At 71.4% G+C, this 20,341-nt stretch carries 27 protein-coding genes; 12 read left to right on the top strand and 15 right to left on the bottom strand.

Features of this window, described 5'->3' with window-relative positions; all coding sequences use genetic code 11:
• Positions 1-609, top strand: a 609-nt coding sequence (locus ABD296_RS20145) for a CAP domain-containing protein (RefSeq protein ID WP_344269043.1), incomplete at its 5' end; no start/stop codon positions are given.
• Between the two features lie 15 nt (positions 610-624).
• Here the strand turns inward: ABD296_RS20145 and ABD296_RS20140 are convergent.
• The gene (locus tag ABD296_RS20140; RefSeq protein ID WP_344269041.1) at positions 625-2,097 is read right to left on the bottom strand and encodes a sigma-70 family RNA polymerase sigma factor; all 1,473 of its coding nucleotides are present in this window, start codon (positions 2,095-2,097) and stop codon (positions 625-627) included.
• A gap of 177 nt (positions 2,098-2,274) precedes the next feature.
• On the opposite strand from ABD296_RS20140, the gene ABD296_RS20135 reads away from it, so the two are divergent.
• From ABD296_RS20135 to ABD296_RS20125, 3 genes are all read left to right on the top strand, one after another.
• Positions 2,275-3,369, top strand: coding sequence for a sensor histidine kinase (locus ABD296_RS20135; RefSeq protein ID WP_344269038.1), 1,095 nt, complete (start codon positions 2,275-2,277; stop codon positions 3,367-3,369).
• 12 nt (positions 3,370-3,381) lie between these two features.
• Complete coding sequence (locus ABD296_RS20130; RefSeq protein ID WP_344269035.1) at positions 3,382-4,047, top strand: response regulator transcription factor; 666 nt, start codon at positions 3,382-3,384, stop codon at positions 4,045-4,047.
• 67 nt (positions 4,048-4,114) lie between these two features.
• Positions 4,115-5,125 (top strand): hypothetical protein, encoded by a 1,011-nt coding sequence (locus ABD296_RS20125; RefSeq protein ID WP_344269032.1) that lies wholly within the window; start codon positions 4,115-4,117, stop codon positions 5,123-5,125.
• On the opposite strand, the gene ABD296_RS20120 is transcribed toward ABD296_RS20125, so the two are convergent.
• Both ABD296_RS20120 and ABD296_RS20115 read right to left on the bottom strand, forming a co-directional pair.
• On the bottom strand, positions 5,101-5,595 hold the full coding sequence (locus tag ABD296_RS20120) for a DUF3237 domain-containing protein (RefSeq protein ID WP_344269029.1): 495 nt from the start codon (positions 5,593-5,595) through the stop codon (positions 5,101-5,103). The genes ABD296_RS20125 and ABD296_RS20120 overlap by 25 nt on opposite strands.
• Before the next feature lie 25 nt (positions 5,596-5,620).
• Complete coding sequence (locus tag ABD296_RS20115; protein ID WP_344269026.1) at positions 5,621-6,067, bottom strand: nuclear transport factor 2 family protein; 447 nt, start codon at positions 6,065-6,067, stop codon at positions 5,621-5,623.
• 117 nt (positions 6,068-6,184) lie between these two features.
• On the opposite strand from ABD296_RS20115, the gene ABD296_RS20110 reads away from it, so the two are divergent.
• Both ABD296_RS20110 and ABD296_RS20105 read left to right on the top strand, forming a co-directional pair.
• Complete coding sequence (locus tag ABD296_RS20110; RefSeq protein WP_344269023.1) at positions 6,185-6,751, top strand: DinB family protein; 567 nt, start codon at positions 6,185-6,187, stop codon at positions 6,749-6,751.
• A gap of 1 nt (position 6,752) precedes the next feature.
• Positions 6,753-7,190: a VOC family protein gene (locus ABD296_RS20105; protein ID WP_344269020.1), complete on the top strand. Its 438-nt coding sequence runs from the start codon at positions 6,753-6,755 to the stop codon at positions 7,188-7,190.
• A gap of 10 nt (positions 7,191-7,200) precedes the next feature.
• On the opposite strand, the gene ABD296_RS20100 is transcribed toward ABD296_RS20105, so the two are convergent.
• A complete protein-coding gene (locus ABD296_RS20100) occupies positions 7,201-7,773 on the bottom strand; it encodes a dihydrofolate reductase family protein (protein WP_344269017.1) in 573 nt (190 codons plus the stop codon).
• A gap of 152 nt (positions 7,774-7,925) precedes the next feature.
• Entirely contained in the window at positions 7,926-8,159 is a 234-nt protein-coding gene (locus ABD296_RS20095) for a winged helix-turn-helix domain-containing protein (RefSeq protein WP_344269014.1), read from the bottom strand.
• A gap of 169 nt (positions 8,160-8,328) precedes the next feature.
• Here ABD296_RS20095 and ABD296_RS20090 point away from each other — a divergent pair, with 169 nt between their 5' ends.
• Entirely contained in the window at positions 8,329-8,619 is a 291-nt protein-coding gene (locus ABD296_RS20090) for a hypothetical protein (RefSeq protein WP_344269011.1), read from the top strand.
• Positions 8,620-8,739: 120 nt separating this feature from the next.
• On the opposite strand, the gene ABD296_RS20085 is transcribed toward ABD296_RS20090, so the two are convergent.
• Positions 8,740-9,162 carry a nuclear transport factor 2 family protein gene (locus ABD296_RS20085; RefSeq protein WP_344269008.1) on the bottom strand — a complete coding sequence of 141 codons (423 nt, stop codon included), beginning with the start codon at positions 9,160-9,162 and terminating at the stop codon, positions 8,740-8,742.
• Between the two features lie 187 nt (positions 9,163-9,349).
• On the opposite strand from ABD296_RS20085, the gene ABD296_RS20080 reads away from it, so the two are divergent.
• Complete coding sequence (locus ABD296_RS20080) at positions 9,350-9,928, top strand: TetR/AcrR family transcriptional regulator (RefSeq protein ID WP_344269005.1); 579 nt, start codon at positions 9,350-9,352, stop codon at positions 9,926-9,928.
• Positions 9,929-10,051: 123 nt separating this feature from the next.
• Here the strand turns inward: ABD296_RS20080 and ABD296_RS20075 are convergent, their stop codons facing one another.
• Positions 10,052-11,191: an FAD-dependent oxidoreductase gene (locus ABD296_RS20075; RefSeq protein WP_344269002.1), complete on the bottom strand. Its 1,140-nt coding sequence runs from the start codon at positions 11,189-11,191 to the stop codon at positions 10,052-10,054.
• 104 nt (positions 11,192-11,295) lie between these two features.
• Between ABD296_RS20075 and ABD296_RS20070 the strand changes: the two genes are divergently transcribed.
• Positions 11,296-11,880 carry a TetR/AcrR family transcriptional regulator gene (locus ABD296_RS20070; protein ID WP_344268999.1) on the top strand — a complete coding sequence of 195 codons (585 nt, stop codon included), beginning with the start codon at positions 11,296-11,298 and terminating at the stop codon, positions 11,878-11,880.
• A gap of 55 nt (positions 11,881-11,935) precedes the next feature.
• Here the strand turns inward: ABD296_RS20070 and ABD296_RS20065 are convergent, their stop codons facing one another.
• Both ABD296_RS20065 and ABD296_RS20060 read right to left on the bottom strand, forming a co-directional pair.
• Positions 11,936-12,667, bottom strand: coding sequence for an MOSC domain-containing protein (locus ABD296_RS20065; RefSeq protein ID WP_344268996.1), 732 nt, complete (start codon positions 12,665-12,667; stop codon positions 11,936-11,938).
• Positions 12,668-12,699: 32 nt separating this feature from the next.
• Positions 12,700-13,491 (bottom strand): helix-turn-helix domain-containing protein, encoded by a 792-nt coding sequence (locus ABD296_RS20060; RefSeq protein WP_344268993.1) that lies wholly within the window; start codon positions 13,489-13,491, stop codon positions 12,700-12,702.
• A gap of 86 nt (positions 13,492-13,577) precedes the next feature.
• Between ABD296_RS20060 and ABD296_RS20055 the strand changes: the two genes are divergently transcribed.
• The 3 genes from ABD296_RS20055 (at position 13,578) to ABD296_RS20045 (ending at position 14,994) form a co-directional block, all read left to right on the top strand.
• Complete coding sequence (locus tag ABD296_RS20055) at positions 13,578-13,964, top strand: nuclear transport factor 2 family protein (protein WP_344268990.1); 387 nt, start codon at positions 13,578-13,580, stop codon at positions 13,962-13,964.
• 118 nt (positions 13,965-14,082) lie between these two features.
• On the top strand, positions 14,083-14,355 hold the full coding sequence (locus ABD296_RS20050) for a winged helix-turn-helix transcriptional regulator (protein ID WP_344268987.1): 273 nt from the start codon (positions 14,083-14,085) through the stop codon (positions 14,353-14,355).
• A 72-nt stretch (positions 14,356-14,427) separates the two neighbouring features.
• On the top strand, positions 14,428-14,994 hold the full coding sequence (locus ABD296_RS20045; protein WP_344268985.1) for a carboxymuconolactone decarboxylase family protein: 567 nt from the start codon (positions 14,428-14,430) through the stop codon (positions 14,992-14,994).
• Here ABD296_RS20045 and ABD296_RS20040 read toward each other — a convergent pair whose 3' ends face one another.
• The 6 genes from ABD296_RS20040 to ABD296_RS20015 all read right to left on the bottom strand — a co-directional run bounded on the left by ABD296_RS20040 (position 14,995) and on the right by ABD296_RS20015 (position 20,275).
• A complete protein-coding gene (locus tag ABD296_RS20040) occupies positions 14,995-15,450 on the bottom strand; it encodes a tellurite resistance TerB family protein (RefSeq protein WP_344268982.1) in 456 nt (151 codons plus the stop codon).
• Between the two features lie 97 nt (positions 15,451-15,547).
• Positions 15,548-16,708 carry a sulfotransferase family protein gene (locus tag ABD296_RS20035; RefSeq protein ID WP_344268979.1) on the bottom strand — a complete coding sequence of 387 codons (1,161 nt, stop codon included), beginning with the start codon at positions 16,706-16,708 and terminating at the stop codon, positions 15,548-15,550.
• Positions 16,709-16,737: 29 nt separating this feature from the next.
• Complete coding sequence (locus ABD296_RS20030; RefSeq protein ID WP_344268976.1) at positions 16,738-17,523, bottom strand: SDR family oxidoreductase; 786 nt, start codon at positions 17,521-17,523, stop codon at positions 16,738-16,740.
• On the bottom strand, positions 17,523-18,731 hold the full coding sequence (locus tag ABD296_RS20025) for a hypothetical protein (RefSeq protein ID WP_344268975.1): 1,209 nt from the start codon (positions 18,729-18,731) through the stop codon (positions 17,523-17,525). Before ABD296_RS20025 ends, ABD296_RS20030 begins: the two co-directional genes overlap by 1 nt.
• Positions 18,732-18,841: 110 nt before the next feature.
• On the bottom strand, positions 18,842-19,315 hold the full coding sequence (locus ABD296_RS20020; RefSeq protein WP_344268972.1) for a nuclear transport factor 2 family protein: 474 nt from the start codon (positions 19,313-19,315) through the stop codon (positions 18,842-18,844).
• A 114-nt stretch (positions 19,316-19,429) separates the two neighbouring features.
• A complete protein-coding gene (locus ABD296_RS20015) occupies positions 19,430-20,275 on the bottom strand; it encodes an NAD(P)H-binding protein (RefSeq protein WP_344268969.1) in 846 nt (281 codons plus the stop codon).
• Positions 20,276-20,341: the final 66 nt, after the last annotated feature.

Here is a 20,341-nt window from a genome sequence, read left to right as displayed (position 1 = left end):
AAGGACGGCGCGCCCACCGCGAGCGGGTCGTCGCTGTCGCCGAGCGCCGCGTCGCCGCGTCCGGTCGCCGACGCGCCGCGGCCCTCGCCCAGCAGGACGGCGAAGCCGAAGCGCCACAAGAAGGCCAAGCCGTCGCACAAGCCGACCCCGCACGCGACGCACCACCGTTCGGCCAAGCCCGCGCCCGCCAAGCCGGCGGCCCCGGCCGCGCCGGTCGGCGGGACCGCCGGACGCTACGCCTCGCAGGTCGTCACGCTGGTGAACGCCGAGCGCGCCAAGCACGGCTGCCGTGCGCTGACCGTCAACAGCAAGCTGGCGCGGGCCGCGCAGGGCCATTCGGCCGACATGCACGCCCGGAACTTCTTCGAGCACACCAACCCCGACGGCAAGGACCCGGGCGACCGCATCACCGCGGCCGGATACCGCTGGTCCGCCTACGGGGAGAACATCGCCAAGGGCCAGTCGACCCCGGCGAGCGTGATGACGGCGTGGATGAACAGCCCCGGCCACCGCGCGAACATCCTGAACTGCGGTTACAAGGAGATCGGCGTCGGCGTGGTGATGGCCGGCGGCCCGTACTGGACGCAGGACTTCGGCACGAGCCGCTGACGCAGTACGCGCCGTTCAGGCGGGCGTCGCGAAGTCCTGGGTCCACCACGGCCCGCCGGACCCGTGCACGACGCCCACCCCGATCATCGTCAGGCGGCAGTTGAGGATGTTGGCCCGGTGCCCCGCGCTGTTCATCCAGGCCGTCACGACGGCGGGCGGGGACGCCTGGCCCTGCGCGATGTTCTCCGCCCAGGCGCTCCAGCGGAAACCGGCGGCGGTGATCCGGTCCCCCGGGTCGTCGCCGCCGGCTCCGCGGTGGTCGAGGGCGCGCCGGGACGCCATGTCCTGCGCGTGCGCCTGGGCGGCCTTGTGCAGGGCCGGCGAGACGCGCAAGGGGCGGCACCCCGCCTTGGCCCTGTTCTGGTTGACCAGCCGGACGACCTGCTGCTCGATCGACGACGCCGGGGCCTTGGCCGGCTTCTTGGACGGCCGCGCGATGCTCTCCTTGACCGACGTGGAGCCGGGTTCCGGCTTGGGCGTGCGCGACGGCGTCCGCTGCGCCGCGACCGGCGGGTCGTCGCGGCGCGGCTGCTCTCCGGGCGAGCCCTGCATGCTCCAGAAGATGACCGCCGCGCCCGTGACGCCGGCCACCGCGGCCCCCGCCCCCCACTTCGCCGCCGCCACCCCGCCGCCCTTGGCTGCGCCCCCCGACGAGACTGCGGCGGAGGAGGGCGCCGTGCCGACGCCGGTTGAACCTGCGGACAGCGCGGTCGCCAGGGAGTGCAGCGGGTGCGCGGCGGGCAGCGGCACCATGACCAGGCCCGCCAGCAGCGCTTCGGGCGGAAGGAGGTCGCGTTGCCGGGCGCCGCAGACCCGGCACCCTCGGATGTGCTTGGCAACGCGCTTGCGCCACAGCGGGGACGGCACCCCGTCCCACCGCGCGAGCACCGGGCCGAGCGCCTCGCAGCGCGGCTCCGCCGCCACGGCCCGGACGACGGCGCGGCACGTCGCGAGCTGCTTCTTCATCCGCTGCACGCGGACGGCCGCGTGCGCCGCCGACAGGCCCAGCGCGTCGGCCAGCTCGGCGCGGGACAGGTGCCCGGAGGCCTCCAGCCACCACAGCCCGAGCAGGTCGCGCTCGCCCGCGTCCAGCCAGCGGGTCGCCTCGGCGATCTCGCGGCGCTGGCCCGACAGCTCCAGCCGCAGCACGGCGGCCTCCGCGAAGTCGGCCTCGGACGCGGCGACCCGCGCGATGGCCTCCGGGTCCATCGGCGTGCCGCGCTGCAGCGACGTCCAGCGGCGGCGCACCTGGTTCATCGCGATGGACACGAGCCAGGAGCGGAACCGGCCGGGCTCGCGCAGGCCGTCCAGCCCGCCGAGCGCGCGCAGCACCGAGTCCTGGACGACGTCGTCCACGTCGGCGTGGCCGTCGAGGGCCCAGCCGACCACGTTGTAGAGCAGCGGCAGGTGCTCGGCGACCAGCCGCTCCGTGGCCTCGGGGTCGCCGTCCTGCGCCGCCCGGACCAGCAGGTCCACGTCCTCGCCCACGCGTGTCACCGTCCCTTCGGCGGATCGCCCCGATTCCCCAGGAGACCTCCCGAAGCACCGCAGATAACAACAAGCAGACCATCACCGGCAAGTGCCCTGTTCCTTGTACGGCTGCGGACGGTCCGGCGGTTCCGGTCGCGCCCCGTATCGAGGGCTTGGTTGGTAGCGTCGGCGAGCGTGCGGGATCGGTATGCGGCGGTGTTGCCGTCCTGGTGGCGGACGGTCGCCGTGGTGTGCGCCATCGGCGCGGCGGGAGCCGTCCCGTTCCTGGATCTGGGCTGGTCAGAGCGCATAATCGTCGTCGCGCTGCTGGGCGTTCAGGGCGCGGCGGCGGCGTGGCTGATGCGGGAGCGTCCCGAAGTGGCGCTCGGAGTGACGGCCGCCGCGGGCGCCGGGGTCCAGGCGCTGGGCGCCGAGATCGGGCCCGGAATCGTCTTCGTCGTGTTGTGCGTGTTCGCCTGGCTGCGGCCCGCGCGGGTCTCGCTGTGGGGCATGGGCATGGTCGCCGCCGCGACCGGCGCCGTCGCGGCGGCGCAGGGCCGGATGGTCGCGGTGTGGCCCGTCGCCGCCCTGCTCGCCTGGAGCTGGGGCGCGCTCGGACGGGCGGGCGCGGCGCGCCGGCACTCCGAGGCGCGGCGGGCGGCGCTGGAGGAGCGGGCGCGGATCGGCCGGGAGCTGCACGACGTCCTCTCCCACACCGTGTCGGTGATGGTCGTGCAGGCCGCCGCCGCGGACGACGTGTTCGACGCGAACCCCGACCTCGCGCGGCGGGCCGTCCGGAACCTGGAGGCCGAGGGACGGCAGGCGCTCGCGGAGCTGCGGCACTTCCTGCGGTCGATGCGGGACGCCGAGGCCGCGGACCCCAGCGGATCGGTGCCCGGCCTGGGAGACTTGGACCGGCTCATCTCCTCGGTCGCCGGCACCGGGCTGCACGTGCGGCTGCACCGGGAGGGCATGGGCGATGTGCACGTTCCGTCCGGCGTGGGCCTCGCGGTCTACCGGATCGTCCAGGAGGCTCTGACGAACACGCTGCGGCACGCCCGCGCCGGCCGCGCCGAGGTCGTCCTCCGCGTCGCGGACGGATGCCTGGACGTCGATGTTCTCGACGACGGCGCAGGCGAGAGCGGCGGCACCGGCCTCGCCGGGAGCGGCCAGGGGGTCGCCGGGATGCGGGAGCGCGCCCTGCTGCTCGGCGGCACGTTCGAGGCCGGGCCCGACCCGTCCGGCGGGTTCCGCGTGCGGGCCTCGCTGCCGATGGAGGCCCACCATTAGAGGGGTGCGTGCGTGACCGTTCGCGTGCTGATCGCCGACGACCAGGACCTCGTGCGGGCCGGGTTCAGCATGATCATCGAGGCGCGGGACGACCTGACCGTCGTCGGCGAGGCCGGGGACGGGGAGTCGGCCGTCCGCCTCGCCGCCCGGCTCGCACCCGACGTCGTGCTGATGGACGTGCGGATGCCCGGCCTGAACGGCATCGAGGCCACCCGGCGCATCACCGCCACCGAGGACCCGCCGAAGGTGGTCATCCTGACGACGTTCGACCTGGACGAGCCGCTGTACGCGGCGCTGCGCGCGGGCGCCGCCGGGTTCCTGCTCAAGGACGTCCGGCCGAACGACCTCGCGGAGGCGGTCCGGGTCGTCGCGCGCGGGGAGGCGCTGCTCGCGCCGTCGGTCACCCGGCGGCTGCTCGACCGGTTCACCGCCACCGAGCCGCGCCCGCCCGTCCGCCCGGACGCGCTCGCCGCGCTGACCGACCGCGAGATGCAGACGCTGGAGCTCATCGCGCGCGCCGCGTCCAACGCCGAGATCGCCGAACGGCTCGTCGTCACCGAGGCGACGGTGAAGACGCACGTCTCCAGCATCCTGCGCAAGCTCGGCCTGCGCGACCGCGTGCAGGTGGTCGTGCTGGCCTATGACCTCGGCCTCGTCCGGCCGCGCCCCTGCGACTAAAGTCGGAGCGCCGAGACCGATCCTTCGTTGGAAGCGCCCGGCGCCGCGCGTTCCTAGCGTTGACGGCATGACATCGCAGCCGCGTTCCCGGCGGGCGGCGTGGACGCTGGTCCTGGTCGCCCCCGCCGTCGCCGAGCTCACCCTCGGCACGGTCCCGGTCCGGATGATCTGGCTCGTGCTGCTGTACGTGCCGATCTACGGCGCCGGCGTGCTGCTGATCCGGGAGCTGGTCCGCCGCCTCGGGGGCGGGTGGAGCAGCGTCCTGGCGATGGGCCTCGTCTACGGGCTGGTCGAGGAGGGGCTGGCGCTGCAGAGCCTGACCAGCCCGCACCTGTACGACGCGGCGGACTGGGGGCCGAGGCCGTTCGGGGTCAACGCCCCGTACACCGAGTTGAACCTTCCCTACCACGCGGTGTTCAGCGTTCTCGTGCCGATCGCGCTGGTCGAGCTGGTGTTCCGCCGCCACGGCCGGGCCCCCTACCTGCGCCGCGGCGGCGTGATCATCACGGGGATCGTCGCGGCCGTCGGGGTGGGCCTGTTGCGCGTCTCCGTCCCGCCGTCCGAGGACCCGCATTACACGCTGCCGGGCGACACCGCGCTGGTCATCCTGGCGCTCTGCGCGGTGCTCGCCTTCGTCGCCCTGTCCGTGCTCCCTCGCCTGCGCCGCCCGCCCCTACCGGGCGTCCCGCCTGCGCCGTGGAAACTCGGCGCCGTCTGCAGCCTCGCGTCCTTCGGCTTCCTCGCCCTGCTGTTCCCCTTCGCCGGCGCGGACCACTCCGCGTTCGTCCCCCGGGCGTGGGTCCCGATGCCGATGGCCGCCGCCGCGCTGCTGGCCGTCTGCACCGCGTTCTACCTGGCCCGGACGGGCGGCTGGACGGACCGCCACCGCCTCGCCGCGATCTCCGGCGCCCTCGTCGCGCACACCGCGTTCGGCTTCGCCGCCAACACGGACAACGTCCCCGACGCGGTCGGCCTGGCCGTCATCGCCGCCGTGATGATCTATCTCCTGCAAGCCCTTGCCCGTCGCCTCCGCACCGACGCGGGCGTCCCCGCTCACGCCACCTGGGCGACCTTGTAAGCGATACCGCACTCGACGAAGTAGCCCGAGCCCACGCAGACGATGTCGTTCAGCCACGCGTACCGCTCGGCTCCCGTCTCGAAGAGCGGGTTGGTCCGGAAGTAGTAGCGGGACGGGTCGACCCGGTGCCTCCCGGCGGGGTCGGCCATCTCGGCGCCCAGCTCCGGCGGGGTGGTGAAGCGGCCGCCGTAGGTCATGTGGATCAGGGCTCCGTCGTCCGTCCGGAGCGCGAGCCGGACGTCCAGGGCCATCGTCCCGCCGGAGCGGAACAGCGCCCAGTCGCCGCCGCCCCGCAGCACGTCGCCGCGCAGCTCCGGACCCTCGAACCTCCCGCCGGCGGAGCCGAACAGCATGCGCCGCCCGGACGGTCCGCGGCCGAAGTCCAGCGGCGGATCCAGATCGACCACGATGTCGAAGAGGAACTCCGTGCGGGTCTCTCCGACGTCCTTCACGCGCGGGTCCGCGACCATGCGCATCACCTTTCTCGGTGGGGGTTCAGGCGGCGGCGAAGAGCCCGCGCCGGACGGCGTCGGCCGAGACGCCCGACTGCGCGCACAGCTCCGACAGGTCGAAGAAGAAGTACTCGCCCGCGATCAGGTCGTCCTTGAACGCGAACCGGATGAACACCGGCAGCTCGGCGCGCCCGCCGCTGGGCACCACGCCGAAGCGGTCGCCCGTCATCGTCATCCGGACCGTCCCCCAGCAGACGAGGTTCTCGCCGTTCGCCGCATGCCCCTGCAACGCGACGTCGTAGTCCGGGAACGAGGCGAAGAACCGGCGCAGCGCCTTCTCGTTCTGCGCATGGCCGCGGGCGGTCGCTCCGAACGCCGGGGTCTCCAGGACCATCTCCGGGTGCAGCAGCTTCATCGCCGCCGGGACGTCCTGGCGGCTCTTGGCGACGGCCAGTTCCTGCGCCAGCGCGAACATGCGGTCACCGTCCATGCGAAAACAATACGAACGATCGTACATATAAACAAGGGTCTCGAGGCGCCCGTTCCCTGGAACGTCCTTGGTGACAAACGGAACGAAACTGTCCGCTGTCTGCGCCAGGCTGGCCACATGACCGAGCAGACCTGGAATCCCCTGCTGCGGGATCAGCTGACCTGGCACTGGACGAACCTGCTGCGCCCTCGCCTCGACGGACTCACCGACGACGAGTACTTCTGGGAGCCCGCACCCGATTGCTGGAGCGTCCGCCCGCGCGGCACCGGCACCGCCCCGGTCCAGGCCGGATCCGGCGCGATGACCATCGACTACGCGTTCCCGCCGCCGGAACCCGCGCCGTTCACGACGATCGCGTGGCGCCTCGGGCACGTCATCGTGGGCGTCCTCGCCCTCCGCAACGCCGCGCACTTCGGCCGCGCCGCCACCGGCTACGACTCGTTCGAATACGCCGCGACCGCGTCCGAGGCGCTGGCTCAGCTCGACGCCGAGTACGCCGCGTGGACGGCCGGGGTCGAGTCCCTCGGCGAATCCGGCCTGGCCCGCCCGTGCGGGGAGGCCGAGGCGCCGTGGGGCGAGCGTCCGATGGCGGCCCTCGTCCTGCACATCAACCGCGAGACGATCCACCATCTGTCCGAGGTGTGCCTGCTCCGCGACCTCTACCTGCACCGGAAGGCGAACTGACATGGCCCGCGAGACCCAGATCACCCTCGACTGCGCCGACCCGGCCGCCCTCGCGGCGTTCTGGGCCGAGGCCCTCGGCTACCGGCTCCAGGACCCGCCCGGGACCTTCCGCACCTGGGACGAGGCCCTGGACGCGATGGGCGTGCCGCCCCAACGCCGCAACGACGCCTCGGCGGTCGTCGACCCCGACGGCGCCGGCCCCCGGCTGTTCTTCCAGCGCGTCCCGGAGCCGAAGCAGGTCAAGAACCGCGTCCACCTGGACGTCCGGGCGGCTCCCGGCCTCACCGGCAACGAGCGGATGGCGGCCCTGGAGGCGGAAGCCGAGCGCCTCGTCTCCCACGGCGCCGCCCGCCTCCAGCGCCACGAGCCCGCTCCACCGCTCGGCGCCGGCCACATCATCATGGCCGACCCCGAGGGCAACGAGTTCTGCCTCGACTGACCCGGCCCGGTCAGCGGACGACGTCGAAGACGTTCTTCTGGATCCCGTTCGCGTACGCCTCGTGCTCGACGAGCTTCAGCTTCTGGGCGTCCTTGTCGGTGTCGCCGAACAGCCGCTTGCCGGCGCCGAGCAGCAGCGGGAAGACCAGCAGGTGGTAGCGGTCGATCAGGCCCGCGTCGGACAGGGCCCGGCCGAGGGTGGCGCTGCCGTGGACGATGATCGGCCCGCCCTCGGTCTCCTTGAGCGCGGCGACCTCGTCCACCGAGCGCAGGATCATGGTGTCGCCCCAGCCGGAGACCAGGTCGTCCTCCTTGAGGGTGGTGGAGACGACGTACTTCGGCATCACCTTGTAGTCGGCGAACTCCTCCATGGACGGCCAGACCGGGCTGAACGCCTCGTAGCTGACCCGGCCCATCATCATCGCGGCGGCCTCCTGCTGCTCCCGCCCCTTGATCTCATAGGCCTCCGGCAGGAACTCGACGTCCTTGAACGTCCACCCGGAGTTCCGGTACCCCGGCTCCCCGCCGGGCGCCTCCACGACGCCGTCGAGCGAGACGAAAGCGGTGCTGATCAGAGTGCGCATCTGGCTTCTCCCAAGCATCTCGTAGGGGTCTTCCCATAGGGCCGGCTCGCATCCGCCGCGGCCGTTCACCCGACCATGACAGACCGCCCCCACCACCGAAACTCATCGCCACCCAACATGGCCCACCGTCCGACCCCGGACCCCGGCGCTCTTCAGCCGGACGGCCGGACGAACACTCCTCGGCCGCGCACGCCGACCACTTCGCCGGACTCGCGAAGGATGCGAAAGGCATCTGAGACGGTACGCGTTGAGATGTCGTATTCGTCGGCAAGCTCGCTCGTCGTGGGCAGCTTCGTCCCAGGCTGGTACGTCCCGGTTGCGATTCGCTCGCGGATCACCTCGACGAGCTGATCCCTCAGCGGCGCGATGCCGTCCAAGCTGGCCATAACGCTACGTTACGCTGCTCGTTTCAATGGTTACGTTCAATTCAATTCTATTCAATTCATATCTCTGCGTAACTCTGCAAGACTGGGGCCAGGCACAGAAGCGCCCCGCCCGGACGTTGCGACCGTCCGAACGGGGCTAGGACCGGACGCCTCAGGAGGCGAACGACCCATGACCCCCGATGCTAGAGCGCGACTCGAAGCGCTCGGGACCGTTCTGCGTGCGCACGGGCTGAGCGCGTGGTTCACCCCGGACGGCCTTCATGTCGAGAAGCCGGAAGCCGACGGCTGTTGCACCGTCCACCCCTGCGTCGTCGTGACCGTCGAGCCGCGTGCGGAGGACGCGGGACGGCCATGGTTCTGGACGGGATGGCGCCACCCCATCGCGGAAGCGGACCAGATCACGGACGCCGTCCTGGCGATCAAGACGCTGCTCAGCGGGACGCCGGGAGTGACGCTGTGACCGCTCTCGTGATGGCGGCGGTCGCCATCGGCGCGGCGGTGCTGGCGAGTTCTGCGACGGCCCTGGCGATCCCGCGGCGTCCCCGCTACACCGGCAGGCACCGCGCGCAGTTCTGATCGTCTACGACTCACGTCCGATGGCGGCCATGGCCGCCGGGATGTTGACGTAGTCGCGCAGATGCACGATCTGCCCGTCCCGCACGGTGAGCACGACGATGTTGGGAAGCGCGAACCCGCCGGTGGAAGCGCTCGTCCCGAGGGCTTCCTGCTCGACGATGATCGTTGCCGGGTCTGCGGTGTCATGGACGGCGAGCGTCCGGTAGCGCTCGTACTTCAGCGGACCATCCTTCCAACCCGCGGCTATCCAGTTCACGATCTCGTCCCGGCCTTCGAGCCGGGACGGCAGCCCCGGAGCCGTGAACGGGAACTCATGAACGGCGTCGGCCGCGTACAACCGGCTCATCTCGGCGACGGACTGGTCGATCGCGGCCCGGCGGTAACGCTCCAGAACGCCCCGCGCGCCGGCTCCTCGCTCGGCGGTCACCTCGCCGCGATCAAGTCGTCAACGACGATGTGGCCCCGCTCCGGAAACACCATGGGGCACCTCCTCCGACCATGACGCTAAGATGAGGAATAGTCCGGTTATGCGAAAACGGTACCGGACTATTCCTCCGGCTGGCAACGGTGAGGTGATCGCGCTGGCAGAGCACGGACCGCGTACCGGGCGTCCGATGCGCGCAGACGCCCGGCGCAACTACGAGAAACTGGTCGAGCAGGCGCGGATCGCGTTCACCGAGTTCGGCGTGGACGCCCCCTTGGACGAGATCTCCCGGCGGGCGGGGGTGGCCAGCGGAACGCTGTATCGGCACTTCCCCACTCGTCTCGACCTCATCGAGGCAGTGCTAGCCGGGCAGATAGCGGAACTGGTCAACCTCGGCCGCGGGCTACTGACGGCCGAGGACGCGTCCGCCGCGTTGTCCAGGTGGTTGCGTGCCGCACTCGCGCACGCGCTGACCTATCGGGGCCTGGCCGCCGCAGTGATGAACTCGGCCCTCGACCAGGACAATGACCGCGCATCGACCTGGCACGCGCAGATGTTCGAGGTGGGCGCCGCGCTACTGGCCCGCGCACGGCGATCGGGGGCGGTGGGCGCCGACGCGGACCCGGCGGACGTCCTGAAAATGGTCGGCGCCATAGCCTGGGCCGTCCAAGACGCCCCGGACGGCTCAACGCAAGCCGACCGCATGCTCACACTCCTCATGAACGGCCTACACGCCCCGCACCGATCAGACTCACGGCCAGAGGAGTGAGCCCAGCCCCGAGAGCGTTGGCGAAGCCGTTCCCGGTCCACGCAAGACGCTGCTAGGCCGGCTCCAATCCAGCCGGGAGCGGGGGCGGCGCGGCACGGGCGGCGCGGCGGCGGGTGGCGGGGTTCAGGAGGGGGTGTTGTTGTTGAAGTTGGGGATGTCGGCGGACAGGAGGTGTTCGGCAGCGCCTTCTAGTAGCTCGGCGGTCTCTATGGAGCGGGGCAGCATCGTCTTCTCGTAGAGGCGGACGGCGTCGGCGACGGTGGGGGCGTCCGCGAGGGCGAGGGCGAGTTCGCAGGCGTCCAGCATGGCGAGGTTGACTCCGACGCCGAGGGGCGGCATGAGGTGCGCGGCGTCGCCGAGCAGCGTCACCGCCTGGTCGTGCTCCCAGGTGTGCGGGACGGGGAGCGCGAAGATCGGGCGGTCGACGTAGCGGCCGTCGTTGTCGGTGATCATCCGGCGTAGGCGGGGCGACCAGTGGGCGTACTCGTCGAGCAGGAGGGCGCGGATGCCGGCGGTGTCGCCGGTGGTGAGGCCGCTCGCGGCGATCCAGTCGGCCGGCGCCCGCCGAATAATGTAGACGCGGATGCGGTTTCCGCCGTTGCGCTGGGCGAACAGGCCGCGGTCGCCGTCGGCCGCGGCGGCGCCTCCGGCGCCGACCAGTTCGGCGATCTCGGGGTGCCGGTTCTCGACGTCGGAGAACCATGCCTCCAGGAAGCTCACGCCGCTGTACTCGGGGACGGCCGGCGACACGGCCCGGCGCACCCGGGAGAAGGCGCCGTCGGCGCCGATGACCAGGTCGGTCTCGATGGTCGTGCCGTCGGCGAAGTGCAGTCGCCGGGGCCCGCCGGCGGGTCCGCCGACACTTTCGAGGGCGCGTCCCCACTGGACGGTGCCCGGCTCCAGAGAGTCGAGCAGGAGGGCCCGCAGGTCACTGCGGTCGATCTCCGGTTTGAAGAGCTCATCGGCCTCCGGGACGTGGTGGGACCTGAGCGCGCCGGACGGGTCCAGCTGGCGCATCTCCTGCCCTTCGGGACGTGCCAGCGCGAAAAACGCGTCGAGGAGGCCGGCTTCGTGCAGGGCGATCTGGCCGTTGTCCGCGTGCAGGTCGAGGGTGCCGCCTTGGTCGCGCGCGTCGGGGCCTTCGTCGCGGTCGTAGACGGTGACCGCGATGCCGCGCCGCTGGAGGATGCGCGCGCAGGTCAGGCCGCCGGGACCTGCGCCGGCGACGCTGATCCTGGCGCTGGCGGGTTCGGGAGAGTTCATGGTCGTTCCTTCCGTCGTTCTGGACTCGCTCAGAACGGAGACTAAGTATAAAAGTGCATCGAGTCAACGAATCGACTCGCTACATTGTCAGATATACTCGCCTCATGACTACGTCCCCGGTCGGCCGCCGCGAGCGGAAGAAGGCCGCCACCCGGCAGGCGATCGCCGACGCCGCGCTGCGCCTCTTCCTCGATCGCGGCTACGACCAGGTGAGCGTCCACGACGTCGCGGACGCGGCGGACGTCTCCCCGTCCACGGTGTTCAAGCACTTCAGCGGCAAGGAGGCGCTGGTCTTCGACCAGGACGAGGACCACGAGTCGGACCTGGTCGACGCGGTCCGGCGACGGCCTGCGGGGCAGAGCGTCCTCGACGCCCTCCGGCGGCACGTCCTCGACACCTGGCCGCCGATCGCGGAGCACCCGCAACGGGCCGGCTTCGTCGACCTGGTCGACTCCACCCCGGCACTGCGCGCCTACTCGGAACGCATGTGGACCCGGTACACCGACGCCCTCACCGCGGCCATCGCCGACGAGTGCGGCGTCCCCCACGACGACCTTGCCTGCGCGACGCTCGCCCGGTTCGTCCTGGACATCCCGTCCCTCACCCGCGGCCGCCGCGATCGCCGCGCCGCCGTGGAAACGATCTTCGACATCCTCGCCCGCGGCTGGACTCCCCCGCCCACCACCTGAGGCCGGGGCGGCGGCTCGTTGAGGTGCGGTGTGTTATGGCAGCACACGCCGCAGGTCAGCGCTGCCCTGGCTGAGCGGGGGCGCCGAGTTGCAGTCGGTCGCCTAGGGAGATGGTGCCGCCGTGGAGGACGGTGGCGTAGATGCCGAGGTTGAGGTCGTTGGCGGCGATGGCCTTGAGGACGCGGCCGTCATACGCGAGGTGGTCTTGGGCGTTGTTGACCATCACGCATCGTTCGGTGCGGTGGGTGAAGGCCACGACGACCTCGGAGCCTATGCGGGCCGTCCGGCCGATCCACGCGTCCTCGACGAGGCCGGGTTCGCAGCCGGTGCGGACGACCAGGTTGGGACGGAGGCGGCGGGCATCGACGGCGGTCCCCGGGACGGCTCCGGCGAGCCAGGCGAGCGAGGCGTCCGTGACGATGTGCAGCGGCGCCTGGTCGAAGTGGGAGATGGAGTCTTCCCGGGCGAGGGTCACGTCGGTGCGGTCCAGCGTTCGCTGCAGGTGAAGGTGGACGTCATCGTCGTCGCCGCGAACCTCGCGGCCGTCGGGCAGGGTGATCACCGGGACATCGCCGTCGTAGCGGGCGCGGAAGTCGAAGAGCCCGTCGATGCGGCGGAAACGGCGGGTGTTCTTGCCGCTGCCGAACTTCCCGTTGCCGTCCCGGACGGCGTAGAGCCGGTCCCCGATCGCGCCTCGCCCGTCGACCGCCAGCGCGTCCTGGCGCTCCCCCAGCATCGACTTGACGGGGTATCTCCACAGTTCACCGGTGTGCCCGCTGTCCGTCATACGGATTGAGACGTGCGCGCAAGGAGTCGTGTTCAGGAGACCGACGGGGCCTTGCCGGCCTCATCGGGGGGTGTTTCGAAGTAGGCGGCGGTCTCGGCGTCCGCCGGGTAGTAGGACTCGATCGCGACCTCGTCCAGCGTGATGTCCATCGGGGTGCCGAACGTGGTGATGGTCGAGAACAACCGCAGTTCCCGCCCGCCGAAGCGGACGACCATCGGGATCATGACGTCGGATTCGGGCGGCGGGCCGTCCTCGGGGCCGGGCGCCAGCAGTTCCTCGTAGAGGGCGGTGAGTTCGAGGTCGGGGGCGGCGGCGAGCTGCCGCCTGACCCGGGAGCGGAACACCGCGCGCACGTCGGCCAGGTTGACGACCAGGGCGGCGAGGCCGCGCGGGTCCAGCCCGAGCCGCAGCAGGTTGACCGGTGGCCGCAGCAGTTCCGGATCGACGTCCGCGAGGAACGGTTCGAGCGCGCGGTTGGTCGTCACGATGTTCCATCGGCGGTCGAACGCCAGCGCCGGGTACGGCTCATGCGCGCGAAGGACCCGCTCGACCGCGTTCCGGGCCGCCGTCAGCGCACCGTCGTCGAGCGGCCGCTCGGGGTACCGGGGCGCGAAGCCGGCCGCGAGCAGCAGCCGGTTGCGGTCGCGCAGCGGCACGTCGAGCTGGTCCGCGAGGCGGACGACCATGTCGGCGCTCGGGTTGGACTTACCCGTCTCGACCAGGCTGACGTGGCGGGGCGAGACGTCCGCCGCGATCGCCAGGTCGAGCTGGCTGAGCCGGCGGCGATGCCGCCACTGCCGCAGGAGTTCCCCCACCGTGTGCATGGTCCTGAAGGGTACTCATCGTGGCGCCGGACGCCATGAAATGCGATTTCATCGACAATTCCCGCGGCCGTGGAAAGACTGCACCCATGACCAACGAGAACAAGGGCATCATTCAGCGGGCACTGGCGGAACTGATCGAGACGGGCGGCGTGGAAACGCTCGCACCGCTGCTGAGCGACGGCTTCGTCCACCACCGTCCGGACGCGACCTCCTCGACCAAGGCGGAATGGCTCGCCGCCGTGCAGACGACGCTCACCGGCCCGCTCGCCCGCATGCAGGTCGAGGTCCGGCACCTGCTGGCGGACGGCGACCACGTCGTGCTGCACTCCCGGCGGCGGCTCCCCGACGGGGGCCCGGAGATCGCGGTCGTCGACATCTGGCGGATCGAGGACGGGCTGATCGCCGAATGCTGGGAGAACATCGAGCCGGTGGCCCACGCGGCCGCGAATTTGGAATGGTGGAACGGTTCCTGAACCCGTGACACCCCACGCCCTGCGCCGCGGGCGGTAGCGTTTCGGAAAACGAAATGTGGGGGTGGGCATGGCGAGGCCGGGCAGGCCCGTGCGGGGGTCGGCGTCGGGGCGGCCGATCATGGCGGCGCTCGACCTGTTCGGGCGGCGGTGGACGCTGCGGATCGTGTGGGAGCTGCACGAGGGGCCGCTCGGGTTCCGGCCGCTGCAGCAGCGCTGCGACGCGATGTCGTCGAGCGTGCTGCGGCAGCGGCTGGTCGAGCTCGCCGAGGCGGGGCTCGTCCGGCAGGCCGATGACGGGCGGTACGAGCTCACCCCGCTCGGCGCGGACGCGCGGGAGGCGCTCGGACCGCTGTCGCGCTGGTCCGAGCGGTGGGCGGCGGAGCTGGAGTGACGCCGGGGCCTTGTGCTTCTGTTTTCGAAGCGCGATGATGCTTCTGAAAACGAAGCACTCCAGGGAGGCGTCATGGCGCGCATCGCACCGCTCGAACCCCCGTACGCACCGGAGATCGACCAGGCACTGCGCAAGTGGATGCCGCCCGGCGTGGCGCACGAGCCGCTGGCCCTGTTCCGCGTCCTGCACCGCAACCCCGAGCTGGCGTCGCGGATGCGGGTCCTCGGCGCGGGCCTGCTGGCGCACGGGCGGCTGCCCGCGCGGGACCGCGAGATCGTCATCGACCGGACGTGCGCGCGGGCCGGATGCGAGTACGAGTGGGGCGTGCACGTCGCGGGGTTCGGGGAAGCGGCCGGCCTGACGGCGGAGCAGATCGACGCGACCGTGTCGGGGGACCCGGCCCCCTGGTCGGCGCGGGAGCGGGTGCTCGTGCGGGCCGTCGACGAGCTGCACGACTCCGCCGGGCTGTCGCAGGAGACGTGGGACGGGCTCGCCGCGTCCTACGACGAGCCCCAGCTGCTGGAGCTGCTCGTTCTCGCCGGGTGGTACCGGATGATCGGCCAGCTGATCAACGCCCTGGAGATCGGGAACGAGCCGTGGGCCGCCACGTTCGCCGCGCCCCGGCCGGCCGGGCGGTGACTACAGCTCGAATTCGGCGGGCGGGAGGCCGACGGCGAAGCACGCCTCGCGGACGATCGCCTTCTCGGCGTCGTCGAAGTCGCCGTCCGCGCCGCCGATGACGATGCCGATCTGGATGACGGCGCGCGCCTCGGCCGGCTTCTTCTTCACCTTGCCGATGTCCTGCAGCACCGCGACCTTGCCGAAGTCGAAGTCGGCGGTCAGCTTCGCGACGTAGTCGTTGAAGCGGCGCTGCAGGTCGTCGGCCGGGAAGTTCTGCAGCACCTCGTTGCCCATGATCAGCGACGCCGTCCGCTGCCGCTCGGCCGCGTCGACGCTGCCGTCGGCCGCCGCGACCAGCGCGCACATGGCCATGCTCGCGTCACGGAACGCTCCGCTCGTCAGTTCGTTCTTCTTGGTGAGCAGCTGCGCCTGCATCGTCTGGGTGGATTCGCGGAGCCTGTTCCAGAGAGCCATCGTTTCCCTCACGTCGCCGTGCGGACCGTCCGCACTCGTTCCTACAACTGTAGTAATTGAGCGATGGTTCCCGGCGCGCCCGCCGTCCGCAGACGGGTCAGTTGCGCAGGTCGCTCATGTAGTCGGCGAAGCGGGCGTCGACCTCGGCGGCGGTCAGGCCGAAGTCCTCCAGGGAGTAGCGGTGCGCCGGCTTGGCGGCGCTGGTGGTGCTCTCGGTGTGGAGGTCCGCCATCGCCGCGCGGGCCTCGGCGGTGAACGGCAGGCCGAAGTGCGCGTAGACGGATTCGACGGTGCCGATCGGGTCGCGGACGAAGTCGTCGTAGTGGACGTCGGCGAACTGCGCGGGGTCGTGCTTCGCGCGTTCGGCGCGGAACGCGTCCAGGCCGCGGCTCCACAGGTCGAGCTGGTCGCGGCCGATCGTGGCGCCGGTGAACACCTCGGACCAGCCGTCGGTGGCGTGCGCGGCGAGGCTGCACATGGACGCCATGGCGGTGCGCGGCGTCCGGTGCGTCTGGATGATGAGGGCGTCGGGGTAGGCGTCCATGAGCGCGTCCAGCGCGAACAGGTGGCTCGGGTTCTTCAGCACCCAGCGGCGGCCGGCGTCGTTCAGCCCGATGAGCTGGAGGTTGCGGCGGTGCCGGGCGTAGGCGGGCGTCCAGTCCTGCCCGGCGAGCCAGGACGAGTACGTCGGCAGGTGCGCCAGGCATTCGAACGAGATCGACAGCATGTTCTGCCGGAGCAGTTGCCAGCATTCCTCGACCGAGTCCGCCGAGATGTAGTGGACGCCCATGAATTCGGGGTTCTCAATGTGGTGCCGGCGGTATCCGGCGTCGATCGCCTGGAAGACGGGGTCGTCCGCCCATTTCTCTCGGGGCGGCCGGGGCTGCGGAACTTCCGCGAGCCACAGGTCCAGGCCCTGGTGGGCCGGGTCGGCGGTCAGAAGGCGGTGCAAGGCCGTGGTGCCGGTGCGGGGCAGGCCGGTGACGAAGACCGGACGCTCGATCGGCACGTCCGCGTGTTCGGGGTGCCGTTTCCAGGCCGCTTCGGAGAACTGGCGGGCGGCGAGCGCGCCGCGCAGCATCGCCCGCTGCGCCTTGTTGCCGACCGGGGTGAGCCCGGCGTCCTTCGTCAACGATTCCAGGAGGACTTTCAGCCCGTCGAGGTAGTCGTCGTCGCCGAACTCCGCCATGCCGGTGACCCTGCTCGCGGACGCGTGGAGGTCCTCGACCGTGCCGACGCCGTCGCGGCCTGCGCTCATCGCTGTGCCTTCCTCAACACGGGGCCTTTCTAGTGGTGCCATTCGCCGGAGTTGACGTCCAGGCATTGCCCGGTGACCGCGCGGGCCAGCGGCGACAGCATGAACACCACGGCGTCGGCGACCTCGTCGGGTTCCGGCAGTTTGCGCAGGTCGGTGGTGGCCGCGTTCTCGTCGTACACCTGCTGCATCGGGACGCCGCGCTTCTCGGCGAGATGGTTGAAGTACCACTGGAGGTTGTCGGCCCAGATGTAGCCGGGCGCGATCGTGTTGACCCGGATGCCGCGCGGCCCCAGTTCGGTGGAGAGGTTCTGCGTCATCGCCAGAAGCGCGGCCTTGGCCATCTTGTAGGCGCCGAAGGTGCGCCGCGAATGCCGCAGCACCGCCGAGTTGATCATCACGACGGAGCCGCCGCGCTCCTCCAGGTCGGGGACGAGCAGCCTGGTCAGCCGGAGGGCGGCGAGGACGTTCGTCTCGAACCCGGTGCGGACGGCGTCGATGTCGACCTTCATCAGATCGCGCAGCGGCGGCGTGGCGAAGGCGTTGTTGACGAGCCCGTCGACCCGTCCGAACGACGTCCGCGCCGTTTCCACGAGCCTTTCGCAGGCCGCCGGGTCGTTGATGTCGGTCGGCACGGCGACGGCGCGGCGGCCGAGGTCCTCGACCTCCTTGGCGACCTCGGCGAGCCGGGTCTCGTTGCGGGCCGCGAGCACGATGTCCGCGCCCGCCTTGGCGCATTGCAGGGCGAGGCCGCGTCCCAGTCCGGGGCCGATACCGGAAACGACGACGACCTTGTCCTTCAGCAGTTCCGATGCCATCAGCCGAGCATCCTTCGCGCGACGGCGACCTGGCGGGCGGCGATCCGCTCGGCCCATTCCTCCGCGGTGACGCGCTGCTTCTCGTAGTACGGGAGAACGCGGGGCAGGTCGTCGAACTTGACGATTTCGGCGGTCGGGCCGTCGTCCGGCGACAGGTCGCGGGCGAGCCGCTGCCAGCGGAACTGCAGATAGCCACGGCGGTGGCCGGTCCGCTCGATCCAGTTGGCGAGTCCGGGATCGCGCTCGCTGACGATGTAGCGGATCTTCCCGTCCCCGTCCACGCGCGCCTGGTCGCGGGTGAGGCTCGTCTGGTGGTTGATGTAGTCCAGCGAGATGTACCACATGCTGCCGAGCTGGAAGCCCATGTACGGCGCCACCGACGGGTCGGCGGCGGGCGCGGTGATGACCATGACCTCGTCGTCGTCCAGGTCGTAATGGCCGACGGACGAGAACTGCGTCGAGAGCCCGCCGGGCGTCGACCGCGGCTCGGTCAGGGTGTTGACCGGCAACTGCAGGTAATGCCATTCGGGAAAGGCCAGGAACGTCTTGATCCTGGACACCAGCATCTTCCCCGCGACCGCGTAACGCCGCGCCATCCGGTCGGACGGGACGGGCTCCGGGGACGTGCCGAGCGTGTCGGCGCGGTGGATGCGGATCTCGCCCGTCTTCTCGTTCTCCCAGTCGCTGAACACCTCGCGGACGATCAGCATCGCGGACCCGGGGGCGACCGCGACGTAGTCGTCCCCGGCGCCGTCCTTCGGCGGGCCGAACGTCAGCCGGAACGAGCCGTCCTCGGCGATGTTCAGCTTCCGGTCGTCGAACGCGGTGAGGCTGTCGGGCGACTGCGTCGGCGAGTAGTCGCCGTTCATGATCTGGAAGCTGAGGTCGGCGGTGGTGCCCCGACGCCCGGTGACGACGTACTCGGCGTCGTCCCTGATGTAGGCGTGGAAGTACAGCGTGTCGGGGTTGTCCAGGCCCAGCTTGGTGTACGGGCCGGTGGACGAGGCGAAGTACGGGTGGTCGTGCTGGTAGGCGCCGACCATGTGCAGGCACGCCTTGATGCTGCCCGCGAGGTAGTCCAGGCCCTCGGCGAGGTCCTGGTCGGTCTTGACGTGCGGCGCGTTGCGGATGATCTGCTCCGCCTCGACGACCGCGTCGGCGAACGGGCGCGTCGCGGCGTCGGAACGGTCTGTTGCGTCGGTGGCCACCGGGCTCTCCTGGGGACGCGAGTTCATGGGCGCGCCGGCACGTGCGGCGGGCGGTGCTGGGGACGGACGCTAGAACGCGTTCTATCTCCGGGTCAACGGACGGGTCCCGATCACCGGGAGCCGTCGACGGGGGTGGTGAACTTCAGGCTCGGGACGTCGTCCAGCGACACCATGTACTCGTAGGTGCGCTTGTGCCCGGTCTTCTCGACGAGCCATTGGCCGTCGCCGCCGCGCCGGTAGACGTCGTGGTAGAACGCGGCGCCGCGGATGAGCAGCCGGTGCTCGGGGATGATGATGGTGTCGTCGAGCGACCAGACGCCGGTCGCCCGGTCCCCGTCCAGGTCGATCTCCGGAGAGCCCGCGGTGTGCGCGCTGATCTTGTCGGACCCCAGGTTGGCGCGCATGTAGTCGACGATCGCGGCCCGCCCCTCCAGCCGCAGGGTGCTGCCGAGCACGGGGGTGTCGTACTCGGCGACGGCGCCGTCGGCGAACAGGCCGGCGAACTCGTCCCACTGCTTGAGGTCGACGCAGCGCAGGTAGCGGTGCTTGAGCCGGCGGATCTCTTCCAGGGCTTCCAGGTCCATGCGCCCCAGCCTGACCGCTCCGCCCGCGCAAGACAAGAACACGTTCTAACAATCCGACGACGCTCCGGCCGCCCTCCGCGGGCGGCCGGAGGCCCCGCAGGACCCGCGCGCGGATCAGCGGAAGGCGGCGGCGTTGGCGCGGGCCCAGTCGGCGTACGCGCGCGGCGCCCGCCCCAGCACCTTCTCGACATCGGGGCCGACCCTCCGCTCGGCCGGGGTGGGCGCGCCCAGGATGGCCAGGGTGGTCTCCACCACGTCCGCCGGCATGAAGGCCAGCATCCGCTCCCGCGCCTGGTCCGGGGCCAGCTCGACGAACCGGACCGGCTCGCCCAGCGCGGCCCCGATCGCCTCGGCCTGCTGCCGGGGCGTCACCGGGGCAGGACCGGTCAGCTCGTAGATCCGCCCGGCGTGACCGTCCTCGCGCAGCGCCGCGGCCGCGACCTCGGCGATGTCGCCCGGGTCGATGGCCGGCAGGCCGACGTCCCCGAACGGCGCCGCGACGGTCCGCTCGGCGCGCACCGACGCGGCCCAGGCGTAGCTGTTGGACGCGAAGTTGCCCGGCCGCAGGATCGTCCAGTCCAGGCCCGACCCCCGCACCGCCTCCTCGATGGACAGCCCCAGCACTCCGTGCGACGCCGACTCCGGTCGGGTCGCCACGCCCTGCGAGGACAGCAGCACCACCCGCCCGACACCACCGGCCTCGGCCGCGTCGAGGATCGCGCCCACGTCCAGCGTGTGGGCACTGGCGCCGCCGCTCTGCAGGAACAGCGCGTCGGCACCGTCGAACACCGGGCGCAGGCTCGCGGCGTCGGCGAGGTCCGCCCGGCGGTGCTCGACGCCGCGGGGCGCGTCGGCCTCGGCGATGTTCCGGGACGTGGCGGTCACCTTCTCGCCCGCCTCCGCGAGCACCCGCACCAGCGCGCCACCGACGTTGCCGGTCGCTCCGGTCACAACGATCATGGTCGTCCTCCTGCCGTCCGACCGCTCGGGCGAGCGGTCCGTCACAACGTCGAGGACGCTAACATC

The sequence above is a fragment of the Actinomadura napierensis genome (genome assembly GCF_039529375.1).
In the GTDB taxonomy this organism is placed as follows: domain Bacteria; phylum Actinomycetota; class Actinomycetes; order Streptosporangiales; family Streptosporangiaceae; genus Spirillospora; species Spirillospora napierensis.
This window is presented reverse-complemented; position numbering and strand designations above follow the sequence as displayed.